Here is a 14,069-nt window from a genome sequence, read left to right as displayed (position 1 = left end):
TCCAGGTAAAATAAATTTTCTATTCCTGTGCCTTCATCTTTGCAAGCGCATCAAGCATGTTCAGAATGACAACGGCAGCCTCCGCTCGCGTTGCCGAAACGGCCGGCGCAAACCGGTTGTCTCCGCGTCCGTTCATTACTCCCGCCTCCTGGGCCGCTGCCACGTACGGCTTCGCCCAAGCCGGAATTTGATCCGCGTCTGCGTAAGAGAGCTCCGGACCTTCCGCAGGCTTCAAGCCCAAGCCGCGAACGATCATCGTAGCCAGCTCCGCGCGGCTGATCGAGGCTTTCGGACGGAAAGTCCGGTCCGCGTAGCCGCTAATCAGGCCGGATTCCAAGGCTTGCGCGATATACGGTTTTGCCCAGTTCTGAATCGAGCCGGAGTCCGCGAAGTCCAGCGAACCTTCCGCTCCTTGCAGCTTCAGCGCTTTGACCAGCATGGCGACGAATTCGTCCCTGCTCACCTTCTGATTCGGTTTGAACGATCCGTCGGTATAGCCGGCCACGAATCCAAGCTCGACGGCCCGCTTGATCGACGTTTCGGCCCAATGGCTGGAAATATCGTTTAGCCGCACCGCGATTGACCCGCCAGACTCCGTACCATTGCCGCCGCCATTTCCGTTGCCGTTGCCGTTTTCACTACCATTGCTATTGCCCTGATCTCCGCCGCCCGAATTCGAACCACCGTTTTGTTCGCCTCCGGAACCCGGATTGACCGGACTCGGATACCATCCCCCGCCGCCGGAGCTCGGCAGCGCTTTGATCATGACCTTAAACGTTTTGTCCGCAGAAGCGCTTCCCTTGCTGATCGTCGCGGTCAGCACGACCTCCACGTCGCTTGAACCGCCGGACGGACGCTTCAGCAGTTGGCCGTTGGCATTTAAGTAGTCGGGCTTCGAGCTGCTCCAGACAATGCGCGTACCCTGCTGTCCTTTTTGCGGAAGATAGAGGTTGGAGGCTATGCTTCCGTTCACGTTAAGCTGGATCAAGCCCATCACGTCTTCGATCGTCAGACGATCGCGCGCAACGCTCAACCCGGCATACGCCTGTTCGACTTCAGGACGAGACAGCTGCGCGCTCTGAATAGCCGCCACCGCTTGGCCCATCGCTTGCTGAAGCTGCAACCAGCCCTCAGGAGAATAATTGGCTTCCACAAGCCGATCGGCTTCAATTGCCGTCAGCAGGCCGATAATCGGTCCGATGTTGCCGAGCTTGTATTGCTCGCCGTACACTTCGAATTCCTCAAAGGAATAGCCGAATATGGTCGCTCTCGACACGCCTACGAACTTCACGTATCTGGCCGGCGTACTGGCGAAAGTTGTGACGACCCGGCCCTGCTTGCCGTTAATCTCGCCATTGTTGTCCTTCACGACATTCGTCCAGTTCACCTTGTCCTCGGATACGTAGAGGCGGTATTTCGAGCCGTAAGCCGTCTGCCACAGAATGGACACGGCATCTATGGTCTTCACTTCGCCGAGATCCACCATAAACCACGTATCGTCCACCCAATCGCTGGACCATCTGGTATCTCCCTTGCCGTCCACCGCCTTGTCCGCCGTGTAGGACGAGGATTCCGGCTGCGAGGATTCAGCCTGCATGTGCAGCGCCAGATTTCCATGCAGGTCCGTATAGGTGTTCCGCACGACAAGCTCGTCAATCAGGCCTTTGAAGGCATTCGTTGCGCTGCCGATCTTCGCGACAGGCAGAACGAACGTTTCCAGCTTGGAGCCGTCTTTTAACGTTGCCGTATACTCGCTGCCGTTAATAAAGATCGAGGTCCCCGTATCGTCGCCGGTCACAATGACTTGCGTCCAGCGATCGGTCGGCAGCTTGTAACTGAATTCGCTTACATAATTTTCCTTCGTGATAGCGATTTTGCCGCTGCCGCCAATGTTGTACTTCAACTGTCCGTCCGGCGATTCCAGCAGCACAGCCCCCTGCGGGCTGTCGGCGTCCGGCTTGAGCCACATGGACATCGTCCATCCGAATCCTAGCGTGCGAAGCGGGGTTTCCACGTAGCTGGCGCCGCCGTTCAGCTTTAACGCCTGCCCGAAAATCCCTTTGGCCAAGTCGGCATTTACCGCGTTACCGTCATAGCCGTTGCCGGAATGATCCGCAAACCCTTCGTCGAACGTGTAGTTTAACACGTTATGGCTCGCGTTTTCGACCTGCAGCTTATGAGATAGATGTACATTGGGCGGGTCCACGTAACGCGCGGCGTCCGCCTGGAAGCTCGCGAAGTTCCGGTCAATGCGGTTTCCTCTCCACAGCTTCTCCGCCAAAGCTTGCATAGAAGGCAGAATTCGTTGATGCGAGTCCGCCATGGAAACTCCTTTTTCCACGGATACATCGTTCCAGAGCGCGAACATGCCGCCTTTTACCTGTGGATGCGCATAAGGAAGCTTGGTTTCCAGCCAATCGTTAGGCTCCCATTCGTTGTAGAGAAAATCGTAATTCAGATAGTTGCGGTACAGCTGCGGAACGATGTAGAGCAAGTTCGTGTTAGTGTTGATAATGTCGTAGCCGAGCTCAACTGCCTGCTTGGCGCTGCCGTATGGCTCGTACCAGATGTCCATCGTGGCATTGCTGCTGACCGGCGTCGTACCGTCGTAGGCGGACAGGCTGCCCCACAGACGGGCTCGCTTGCCTTTACCGCTAATATGATTAAGGAGCATGTCCGTGTAACTGCGGAAAGCCTCCTTATTGCTGCCGAAATATTCATCCGTACCGACGTGTACGTCCGAGCCGACGAAGGTCGGATTGGGACCGTCCAAATACTCGTCAAAGAGCGCCTTAATAAAGTCGATCGTCTCAGGCCGCGTAACATCTAATTGGTTGCTGCTGCCCAACCGCGGATCGTAGGCGATGAACGCCCCGGAGTGGCCCGGCGTATCGATTTCCGGTACGACGTTTACGCCGTACTCCATCCCGAGCAGCTGCAGATCCCTGAACTGCTGTTTCGTATAGAATCCGTCCGCGCTCGTAATTCCCGGGAAATTCTCGCTCTCCAGACGAAATTTCCCGACATCGCCGATATCGTCGTTCAAGTGAATTTGGAACCGGTTCATCTTGTAATAGGACATCAGCTTCACATAGTCCTGCAAAAACTCGATCGTGTAAAACTTACGGGCCACATCCAGCATAAAGCCCCGATCAGGGTACTTCGGATAATCGCGCGTCTGCCCTTGAGGCATCGCCTTATGATCGGGTGCATGATCAAGCAGCTGCAATACTGTCCTTGTGCCGAACATGACCCCCGTTTGAGCGGAGGAGGCAATAGAAGCATATTCGCCGATATTCAGCGCATACCCTTCCTTCCCTAAGCCCGCTTGCGCGGCATCCAGCGCCAAATAGAGGTCTCCCGCCTGAGGCGCGCCGACAGTCACCGGAAGCGATAGCTTCGTTAACTCCAACAGGTCCTGCTGCAAAATGTCGGCTGTCCGCCGCAGAGCCGCTTCATCCTCCGCGCGGATGACGATTCTTGAACTGTCCGTCAAGCGATACTCGCCGGTTGCGCCCAGCCATTCGCGCAGAGACGGTATGACGCGCGGCTCGGGATTTCGATCGCTCGTCTGCTGGAAGAGACCGGGCACGGTGACTAGCACATTATCCGTTAACAGATACGTTGGATCGCTGACGCTCTGGATTTGCAGCAGCAGTTGAACCTGCGTATCGACAAGCGATGCATGAATATTGCCCTGCGCATCGATCACCGGCAGACTGTCTGTATTCACCAGCTCCAGCGTAAAATCGGCCGGCACAGCGGGCAGGCTCAGTTGGGTATCTCCTTCGGAGACGACGATGCTGTTTTTGACAGCCTCCATCATAGGCGGCAGCAGCGGTCTGCCCTTGTATACCTCAAACTCCCAGAAGGAGTATCCATAAATAATTCCATCGATGGGACGCCGCGTCACTCCTTGGAACTTTACGTATCGCGCAACGGTAGGCTCGAAATCGATCGTATCGATGATCGTATCTCTACCCTCGGGAGCGACGAGCACGCGATTGTCCGCAAATACGTTGCGCCAGGATGACGCATCGTCAGACACGAAAATTTGATACTTGTCCGCAGGAGTCTGCCAGTTGATGACCACTCTTCCGATTTCTTCAGGCCCGCCCAGATCGACGTAAAACCATTGGTCGTCCGTTCTGAGCGATGACCATCGGCTTGCATCTTTGGTGCCGCTATCCACCGCTTTCTCAGGCCCGAAAAAATCCACTTCGTTCGATGACGAATAAGCGGTCTTCCCTAGAGCCAAATTCCCTGCTGCCGCACTGGTCTTCTCTGAAGGAATGCCAGCAACAATGAAAGCGGTAACAATTAATGTTAAAAAAATAAACCGATTCCGTAAACGCACTAAGATACCTCCTCGTTGTATTCAAACTGAGTTAACAAGCTTACTGCATTACCTCCCAATGCCCATTTAGCAGTGGCAATTTCATTATAAGTAGGGAGCATTCACGCATCGATATACTTGTGTTTACATTCCATATACAAATATGGACTTCCGGCCACTTCGACGTGACCCAACGCACAAAAAAGACTCTTTATCCCAAGATTGGATAAAGAGTCGTCTATTTGTCGCGTATGGCAATTAGTTCTCGAAGTTGAACAGAGGCGTGCTCAGGTAGCGTTCGCCGTTGGACGGAACAACCGCGACAACGCGCTTGCCTTCGCCAAGCTCCTTCGCGATCTTGAGAGCCGCGAAGATCGATGCGCCGGAGGAGATACCGACCAGCAGACCTTCCTTCTTGGCGACCGTACGAGCCGTCTCGAACGCTTCGTCGTTTTCAACCGTAATAACCTCGTCGTACACTTCGCGATTCAGAATCTCGGGAATAAAGTTCGCTCCGATTCCTTGAATCTTATGCGGGCCTGGGCCGCCGCCGGACAACAGCGGGGAGCCGGCAGGCTCTACTGCGTAGATTTTAATATTCGGGAAGTTCTCCTTCAGAACTTCGCCTGCGCCCGAAATCGTACCGCCCGTACCGATCCCGGCTACGAAAGCATCGATCTTGCCGTCGTAAGAATTGATCGCTTCGACGATCTCCGGACCTGTCGTCTCGCGGTGGATTTTCACGTTAGCCTGATTCTTGAACTGCTGAGGAATGAAGTAATCCGCATTTTCCTTCACGATCTCTTCCGCTTTCTTGACCGCTCCGTTCATGCCTTCCGATCCCGGAGTCAGCACAAGCTCAGCTCCATAAGCGCGAAGCAGGTTGCGGCGCTCCAAGCTCATCGTCTCAGGCATAACGAGAATGGCGCGATAGCCTTTCGCTGCGGCGACCATTGCCAAGCCGATTCCGGTGTTGCCGCTCGTCGGCTCGACGATCGTGCTGACGCCCGGCTTGATCAGGCCTTGCTTCTCCGCTTCCTCGACCATGCTGATCGCAATACGGTCCTTAACGCTGGAGCCCGGGTTCTGATACTCAAGCTTCACGTAGATTTCCGCGCTTCCTTCCGGTACGATGCGGTTCAAGCGTACAAGCGGCGTATCGCCGATAAGCTGAGTCACGTTCTGAACAATCTTGGCCATTAGAGTTGTTCCCTCCTACAGAATAGTGGCGATGTGCCTTATTTTCTATTCCGACTAAATCGGTCGGCTTTCATTCTGTTCTCATCTTAGCAGACGACCAAGAGGATTGTCAATAGCTGGTTAACCCCGACCGGAAAATTCGTTAGGGCCTTAGCGCTTGATCCTGTATGATTGCGCCGTATTTTTCGAGCATCGCGCGCTCCATATCATCTGCCGGAACGGCTTTGCCCAATGCGATCTGTTTCCTCACTTCTTGGCGGATGTCTTCCTCGGAACGGGTCTGAACTTCGCTGACGCCGTCCAGCCGAACAATAACGAAGCCTTGATCGGTTACAACCGGACCGGCGATGTCCCCGGTTTGCATCGCGGAGGCCTCATCCAGCACCTCAGGAGCCTCGAATGGATCATGCGACTCGATCCAGCCCGCATCTCCGCCCTGATCGGCAGTGAACTCATCGATGGAATGCGTTCGCGCCAGCTCTGCAAAATCGTCTCCCTGACCCAGCTTGTCCAGAAGCCCTCTTGCCAATTCATCCGTCTGCACCACGATTTTAAATATGCGATATTGTCTGACCGGTTGAAATTCCGCCCAATGCTCGTTTAAGTAATGATCGATTTCTTCAGAGGACACCTGGACGTTGTAGATCGACAGCTTCTCCAGCAAAAGTCGGTAGTGCGCGTCTTCCCGGACCTCCTGCCTGTTCATCCCCAGTTGCTCTTCCATAGAGCGGTAGAAATCGGCTTCGTCCTCGTAGCCTTGGCTCATCCACCTTAGCTCTTTTTCCATTTCCTCATCCGTCACTTCGATGTGCAGAGACTTCGCTTCTTCCTTTACAGCTTCCGCGAGCATCATGCTTCTCAGCGTCTGGGAACCGTAAGAAGCCAACAGTTTGTCCATCAGCTGTTGGCGAGAAATGGAGAACCCCCCTACCGTGGCCACAACATCGTCTTCCCCGGCTGCCGACTCCGACGGTTCATGTTCGTCCGGAGCAAGTATAGCGCCGTCCCTAGTGCAGCCTGATGCGAGCATTAGCGTCGCTAAGAGGGCCATCAGTACGAGCGGCGGCATGCGCCGTATCGTCTCCCTCATTGGAGATCATCCCTTCTTTAATCCCGGTCTGCAAGGCGATACAGAGCTTCCAGCTCTTCGCCGTCGAACAAGTATTTCTCATTGCAGAAATGGCAGTGCGTCTCCGCCTGGCCATCTTCGTCGATCAGACTTCTCAGTTCCCGCTTGCCGATCGTAATCAGCGCCCTCTCGAATCGCTCCCGCGAGCAATAACACTGGAATACCGGCTCAAGGGTCTGGTGAATCGTCAGATCGTCTCCCACCAGAAAACGAAGCACCCCTTCCGGAGTCTCCCCTTGATCCAACAGCGCCGTCACATGCGGCATCGCCGAAATCGCTTGCTCCAGACGAACGAGTCGTTCCTCCGGAAGGCCGGGCATTACTTGAACGATAAATCCGCCTGCGTGAAGAACCGAATTGTCCGTCTCCACTAGCACGCCAAGTCCTACCGCCGAAGGCGTCTGCTCCGACTCGGCGAAATACAGCGTAAAATCTTCGGCTATCTCGCCGGAAATGATCGGTACGCTGCCTCTGTAAGGATCTTTAAGACCCAAGTCCTTCGTGACGTGCAATTGCCCCGTTCGTCCGACAACGCCGGCGACGTCCAGCTTTCCCTGGCTGTTGCTCGGCACATGGACGTGCGGATGGTCGACGTAACCTCTTACTTGGCCGTCGGCATTGGCGTCCACGACGATTTGCCCGATCGGTCCGTCGCCCTTCACCTGAACGGTCAGCTTCTCCTGCCCTTTTAGCATAAACCCCATCATGGCCGCAGCCGTCGCCGTTCTCCCTAGAGCCGCAGTCGCCGTTGGAAACGTATCCTGTCTGCGCTGCAGCTCCGATACGAGCGCCGTCGTGCGCGCGGCGAATACCCGCAAACCGCCGTCCCATGCCGTACCGCGAATAATCTCATCCTTCAAAGTCATATTCTCAACCTCCCTCGGCGGAAAAGAGTCGTTCCGTCCGACAATCTATTGTTACCTATTGCGCTCGTATACAATTCGCAAACCTTCCAGAGTCAGCAGCGGATCAACCGTCTCGATCGTCTCCGATTCACCGGCGATCAGATCGGCCATTCCTCCAGTCGCGATTACTCTAGGTTGTACGCCGAACTCTTGGCGAATACGCTTGACGATGCCGTCGACTTGCCCGGCATAGCCGTATATAATCCCGGACTGCATCGCTGCAACCGTGTTGCGTCCGATGACCGTCTTGGGCTTGGACAGCTCGATCCGCGGCAGCTTCGCCGCCCGTTGATACAGCGCTTCGGCGGAAATACCGATCCCCGGCACGATTGCGCCTCCGAGATAGGCGCCGGACGCATCGATATAATCGAACGTCGTTGCCGTCCCGAAATCCACGACGACAAGCGGCGTACCATATTGCTCGATACCCGCGACCGCATTCACAATCCGGTCCGCCCCGACCTCACGAGGGTTTTCGTACCGGATATTAAGCCCCGTCTTGATGCCCGGCCCGACAACAAGCGCTTGCTTGCCTACGTAAGCTTCAAACAATCTCTCTAATGTATTCATAATCGGAGGAACGACGCAGGAGAGGATGACACCCTCAATCTGTTCTGCCCGCACTCCCGCAAGCTGGAACAAATTGTGAATCATCACGCCGTATTCGTCCACCGTAGCGGAGCGATTCGTGCTCAGGCGCCAGTGGTGCCTCAAGCTTTGTCCTTCGTACAGTCCCAGCACGATGTTCGTGTTGCCGACATCGACGACGAGAATCATAGCGCGCCTCCCGTCTTCTTCTCATTCAGATCAAGGCTGATATCGAGCGCTTGAAAAGAATGCGTCAGGCTGCCGACGGAGATGACATCGACTCCGCAGCGGGCAATCTCAGCCACTCGCTCGGGGGTAATGCCTCCCGATGCCTCGAGCACAACATGAGGAGCAATCTCTCTGATTAATTTGACCGTCTCCGTCATAGCCGACGTGCCCATGTTGTCGAGCATGACAATGTGGGCGCCCGCCCGCGCCGCCTCTTCGGCCTGTTCAAGCGACTCCGCCTCCGCCTCGATCATCATCGTGTGGGGTATGCGAGCTTTAGCTCTCTGAATGGCTGCCGTAATCCCGCCAGCCGCTTTGATATGATTGTCCTTGATCATAACGGCATCGTACAAACCGAACCGATGGTTTGAACCGCCGCCGACCCGAACCGCATACTTCTCCAACGTACGGTGACCCGGAGTCGTTTTACGCGTATCGGCAACCCGGACGGAAGTCCCCTGCGCTCCGGCGACATACTCGCTCGTCTTTGTGGCAATGCCGGACAACCGCTGCAGCAGGTTGAGGGCCAGTCTCTCCCCCGTCAGAATACTGTGCGACGAACCCTCGACGACTGCAAGCACCGTTCCTCGTTCCACCTGGGCTCCATCCGTCGCCAGCGCTTCAAACTTCAAGGTCGGATCGACCGTCTCGAAGACGAGACGCGCCAGAGGAATGCCTGCCAGCACACCGGCCTGTTTGGCATGAATGATGCCCTTCGATTGATGACCCGCCGGCACCGTCGCCATCGTGGTCACATCGCCCGAACCGATATCCTCGGACAGCCAGGCGCGAAGCTGCTCCTTCACCGCTTCAACGGCCGGACCGCCGACCGCCCAATCGCTTTCCCGTTCAAACATATTCGTCGACCCTTTCTGTACGAATCCCTTTTTCCCGATGCAATATCGTATGTACGCGCCAGCTCTGATCATCCTTCTGCGGATAATCCTCGCGATAGTGTCCGCCTCGGCTCTCCTCACGATGCAAGGCTCCTTCGGCGACAAGCAGCGCGCAGGTCAGCAAGTTCGCATACTCCAGCTCTTCTCGCTTCGTTAGATTCATCTGAAACAGCGGCAGCTGTTTTCTTAAATCCTCGAGTCCTCTCAACAGGCCGGCGCGGTTTCGGCGCAAACCCACATCGCGAACCATCGTCTTCTGCAGCTTCAGCCTTCTCTCGATCAGCGTTCCGTTCAGCACCGCATGTCGATCCGAGTCCGGACCGTTGTCCGCGGCGGCCGATTGTTGCGGCAGCTTATTGATCGCGTCCACGATTCGCTGACCGAACACAATCGCCTCCGACAGCGAGTTGCTGGCCAGGCGGTTAGCGCCGTGCACGCCCGTCGACGAGGCTTCTCCGCAAGCGTAGAGGCGGCGAATGCTCGTCTCCCCGTACAGATCCGTCTTGACGCCTCCCATCATATAATGCGCCGCAGGAGCGACTGGAATCCAGTCGGTCGTCATATCAAGCCCGAACTTCAGGCAGTATTCGTGAATCGTCGGAAATCGATGACGAATGAGCTCCGGAGATTCATGTGTAATATCGATATAAACATAGGTTGACTTGGTCGCTTCCATCTCGCTGACGATCGCTCTCGCCACGACATCTCTCGGAGCCAGCTCAAGCTGCGGATGATAATTTTCCATAAACCGCTCTCCGCGAATGTTGCGCAAATAAGCGCCTTCGCCTCTAACGGCTTCCGATATCAGGAATCTCGGAGCGCCCGGATAGCAGAGCGACGTCGGATGAAACTGATTAAATTCCATATCGCGAATATCTGCCCCCGCCCGGTAAGCCATAGCTACGCCATCCCCGGTCGCGACATCGGGATTGGTCGTGTATCGATACAGCTGACCCGTCCCGCCCGTGCACAGAATCGTCGCCTTGCCGAACACCGCGACGCGCGAACCGTCGGGCTTCTGCACGAGGGCGCCTCGGCATTCGCCGTTTTCCGTCAGCAGGTCCAGTACGAAATGATCGTCCCACAGCTCGATGCCGGGGCTGCTCTTCACTCTCTCCGCCAACGCCCTTACGATCTCATAGCCGGTCGCATCCCCATTCGCATGCAGAATGCGCCGCTGGCTGTGCGCGCCTTCCTTCGTCAGGGCGTAGTGCCCGTTCTCTTCGTCGAACATCGTTCCATAGCGAATTAGCTCCTGCACCCCATGCGGACCTTCGTGCACTAGGACGTCCACGGCAGCAGTCTCGCATAAGCCGGCTCCGGCAATCAATGTGTCCTGAGCCAGAAATTCGGGAGAATCATCGTCCGACATGACTGCGGCGATACCGCCTTGAGCATAACGGGTATTGCTGTCGAACAAGGATTTCTTCGTAATCATGAGAACTCGCTGCGTCTCGCTGGATTTAAGCGCCGTAAAAAGGCCGGCGATGCCGGCCCCGATCACGATGACGTCCGTCTCTATGCGAGGAAGCTTGTCTAGATCAAAATCGACAACGTATCGTGGAATCATCATATTTTTTGTCTCCCACTTCGACAATAGAGTAGCGCAAGCGGCCGGTCAATTACTTGACCAGCAGCATGCGCTCCAGCGATAAACGCGCTTTATCCGCAACGTCCTGCGGTACGTAAATTTCCGGCTTCATCGTCTCCAAAGCTTTAACAACCTTCTTTAGGTTGTTAACCTTCATGTTCGGACAAACCAGGAATTTGGAGGCGAAATGGAACTTCTTGTCCGGGCTGTCGAGCCGCAACTGATATCCCGTACCGTCTTCCGTTCCGACGATAAATTCTTCATGGCTCGATTCGCGGCAATACTTCAGAATGCCGGTCGTACTGCCTACGAAGTCGGCCATCTCGACCACTTCCGGACGGCATTCCGGGTGTACGACGAACTGCGCGTTCGGATACTTCGCGCGCATCTCTTCGACATCCTTAATCGTCAGCATGTCGTGAGTATTGCAGTAGCCTTCCCAGATGATCATCTTCTTGTCGGTGTGCTGGGAGACATAATGACCCAGGTTTTTGTCCGGGCACCAAATAACTTCGTCCGCATCAACCGAGTTGACGACTTTGACCGCATTGGCCGAGGTGCAGCAAATATCGGTCTCAGCCTTAACATCGGCAGAGGAGTTGATGTATGTGACGACCTTCGCGTTCGGGTGCTTTGCTTTAAGCTCTCTCAAGCCGATCGGATTGACCATATCGGCCATCGGACAGCCCGCGCGCTCGTCGGGTACGAGCACAGTCTTGTGAGGAGCAAGAATTTTGGCGCTCTCGCCCATGAAATGAACCCCGCAAAATACAATCACATCGGCATCCGTAGACGCGGCTTTCTGTGCGAGAAGGAATGAGTCCCCTCTGAAGTCCGCGACCTCTTGTATTTCATCTCGCTGATAATAATGTGCGAGTATAATGGCATTGCGTTCCTTCTTAAGCTGCATCAGCCGTTCGCGCAGTTCGCGGTTCTGCTCGGCTTTACGCTCCAAGGCCAAGGCCTCCATGCGAAATCTCCTCCCTTAGCTCCTGATGTTTGTGAATCCATGCACAAACATGGCGGGAATGCTGTCTTTATTGTGGACGAAAAGCTCTTCGTTCATTAACACTTAATTTACACTTGCGGGATAGGACTGTCAATTCATCTGTAAAGGTTTTTTCACAAAAAAACGGGATGCTCCCTCGCGCTGCCGCACGCGGTGCATCCCGTCTTCCTATGCGATTATTTCGGCTCCTCGGAGCCGCCGTCTCCCTTGCGCAAATCCAGCCCCGACGGGTAAGGGTCTCCGTCCTCGCGGGTTTGAATCCGCACTTTGACGTTGCCCATCGTGTCGACAGTAGGTTCCGCGTGAGACTCTGCAGATCCCGATCCGCCTTCACCGCCGTCCTCGACGATTATGCCCTTCTCGATCAGAGACTTGATCTGATCCAGATCAAGCGTCTCCACTTCCAGAAGAGTCTTGGCGATCAGATGCATTTCGGCGCTTCTTTCGGTGAGCAATTGCTTGGCTCGCTCGTAGCATTCGCGCGTAATGTTCTGCATCTCCTGGTCGATCTCATAAGCGATCTTGTCGGAATAGTTCTGCTCGTGCCCGATGTCGCGGCCCAGGAACACTTGTCCTTGGGAGTTACCGAACTGCATCGTGCCAAGCTTCTCGCTCATTCCGTATTCCATGATCATCGCGCGAACGATACTCGTCGCTTGCTTGAAGTCGCTGTAAGCGCCAGTACCGATCTCGCCGATGAAGATTTCCTCGGCCGCGCGTCCGGCGAGCAAGCCCGTAACTTTATCGAGCAGCTCTTGCTTGGTGACGAGCATCCGATCTTCCTTCGGCAGCATGATGACGTATCCGCCCGCTTTGCCCCGCGGAATAATCGTAACCTTGTGCACCGTATCGGCATGCTCCAGGAAGAAGCCCGCGATCGTATGACCTGCTTCATGATAAGCGACAATGCGTTTCTCGCGGTCGCTGATGACGCGGCTCTTCTTCTCGGTACCGACAACGACGCGATCGATGGCTTCATCGACCTCAATCATGGCGATGTCTTTCTTATTGCGACGAGCGGCCAGCAACGCCGCTTCGTTCAGCAAGTTCTCCAGATCGGCGCCGGTAAATCCGGTCGTCCGCTTGGCGATCGTGCCGAGCTTGACGTCTTTGCTGAGCGGCTTGTTGCGGGCATGTACTTTCAGCACCGCTTCGCGGCCTTTCACATCCGGGCGATCAACCGTGATCTGACGGTCGAAACGGCCTGGACGGAGCAAGGCAGGGTCCAGAATGTCAGGGCGGTTGGTCGCGGCCACGATGATGATGCCTTCGTTGGCGCCAAAGCCGTCCATCTCGACGAGCAATTGGTTCAACGTCTGCTCGCGCTCGTCATGTCCGCCGCCGAGGCCTGCGCCCCGCTGACGACCGACGGCGTCGATCTCGTCGATGAAAATAATACATGGCGAATTTTTCTTCGCGTTCTCGAACAAATCCCTTACGCGGGACGCGCCCACGCCTACGAACATCTCCACGAAGTCCGAACCGGAGATCGTGAAGAACGGCACGCCCGCTTCACCCGCTACCGCGCGGGCCAACAACGTTTTACCCGTACCCGGAGGTCCGACGAGCAGTACGCCCTTCGGAATGCGCGCGCCGACCGCCGCGAATTTGCGAGGGTCCTTCAGGAATTCGACAACCTCGACGAGTTCCTGCTTCTCTTCATCCGCTCCGGCGACGTCCTCGAACGTAACCCGCTTTTTCTCTTCATTATAAAGACGGGCGCGGCTCTTGCCGAAGTTCATCACCTTGCCGCCGCCGCCCTGCGCCTGATTGATCAGGAAGAAGAACAGAACGAACATGATGATAAACGGAATGATGGAAGTCAAGAACGTCAGCCAGAAGCTCTGTCCCGGCATTTTCTTAGATAAGACCTCAAAGTTCTTCTCGATCCCGAGGTTGGTAAACAGCTCCGGTACGTAGTCAGCCAGAGGAGCTCTACCCGTGAAGGCTTCGCCCTTGTCCTGCCCGGCTTTCGGTTTGAATTCGCCGGCGACGAGGTAGGTTCCGTTCTGAACCTGCAAAGTCAGCGACTGTACGTTGCCTTGCTGCGCTGCCGCGACGAGTTCGTTGTAGCTCAGTTCCTTTGTCGTATCCTGCTTGCCGATAAAAAATTGAACGATCCCGACAGTCACCAAAAAAATAAGTAAGTAAAAGCCTGTGTTCCGGATGAACCGATTCATCCCCGAC

Annotated in this window: 9 protein-coding genes; all 9 read right to left on the bottom strand. The window is 55.5% G+C overall.

The window, feature by feature from the left end; genetic code table 11:
- Positions 1-19: 19 nt before the first annotated feature.
- The 9 genes from J4772_RS00780 to ftsH all read right to left on the bottom strand — a co-directional run bounded on the left by J4772_RS00780 (position 20) and on the right by ftsH (position 14,062).
- Entirely contained in the window at positions 20-4,357 is a 4,338-nt protein-coding gene (locus tag J4772_RS00780) for an S-layer homology domain-containing protein (protein ID WP_209073771.1), read from the bottom strand.
- A gap of 237 nt (positions 4,358-4,594) precedes the next feature.
- Positions 4,595-5,536: a cysteine synthase A gene (gene cysK / locus J4772_RS00775; protein ID WP_116063205.1), complete on the bottom strand. Its 942-nt coding sequence runs from the start codon at positions 5,534-5,536 to the stop codon at positions 4,595-4,597.
- 142 nt (positions 5,537-5,678) lie between these two features.
- On the bottom strand, positions 5,679-6,626 hold the full coding sequence (locus J4772_RS00770) for a peptidylprolyl isomerase (protein WP_209073770.1): 948 nt from the start codon (positions 6,624-6,626) through the stop codon (positions 5,679-5,681).
- A gap of 17 nt (positions 6,627-6,643) precedes the next feature.
- Entirely contained in the window at positions 6,644-7,531 is an 888-nt protein-coding gene (gene hslO, locus J4772_RS00765) for an Hsp33 family molecular chaperone HslO (RefSeq protein ID WP_116063207.1), read from the bottom strand.
- A 51-nt stretch (positions 7,532-7,582) separates the two neighbouring features.
- Positions 7,583-8,347, bottom strand: a complete 765-nt coding sequence (locus tag J4772_RS00760) for a type III pantothenate kinase (RefSeq protein ID WP_116063208.1) — start codon at positions 8,345-8,347, stop codon at positions 7,583-7,585.
- On the bottom strand, positions 8,344-9,243 hold the full coding sequence (nadC, locus tag J4772_RS00755) for a carboxylating nicotinate-nucleotide diphosphorylase (protein ID WP_209073769.1): 900 nt from the start codon (positions 9,241-9,243) through the stop codon (positions 8,344-8,346). Before nadC ends, J4772_RS00760 begins: the two co-directional genes overlap by 4 nt.
- The gene (gene nadB / locus J4772_RS00750; protein ID WP_116063314.1) at positions 9,236-10,852 is read right to left on the bottom strand and encodes an L-aspartate oxidase; all 1,617 of its coding nucleotides are present in this window, start codon (positions 10,850-10,852) and stop codon (positions 9,236-9,238) included. The genes nadC and nadB overlap by 8 nt, the downstream gene beginning before the upstream one ends.
- Positions 10,853-10,904: 52 nt before the next feature.
- On the bottom strand, positions 10,905-11,843 hold the full coding sequence (gene nadA, locus J4772_RS00745; protein ID WP_209073768.1) for a quinolinate synthase NadA: 939 nt from the start codon (positions 11,841-11,843) through the stop codon (positions 10,905-10,907).
- A 215-nt stretch (positions 11,844-12,058) separates the two neighbouring features.
- A complete protein-coding gene (ftsH, locus tag J4772_RS00740) occupies positions 12,059-14,062 on the bottom strand; it encodes an ATP-dependent zinc metalloprotease FtsH (RefSeq protein WP_116063211.1) in 2,004 nt (667 codons plus the stop codon).
- Positions 14,063-14,069 lie beyond the last annotated feature (7 nt).

Origin of the sequence: Cohnella sp. LGH, from assembly GCF_017671885.1 — a bacterium.
Classification (GTDB): Bacteria; Bacillota; Bacilli; order Paenibacillales; family Paenibacillaceae; genus Cohnella; species Cohnella phaseoli.
The sequence above is the reverse complement of the archived record's forward strand: the minus strand, read 5'-3'. Positions and strand labels throughout refer to the sequence as shown.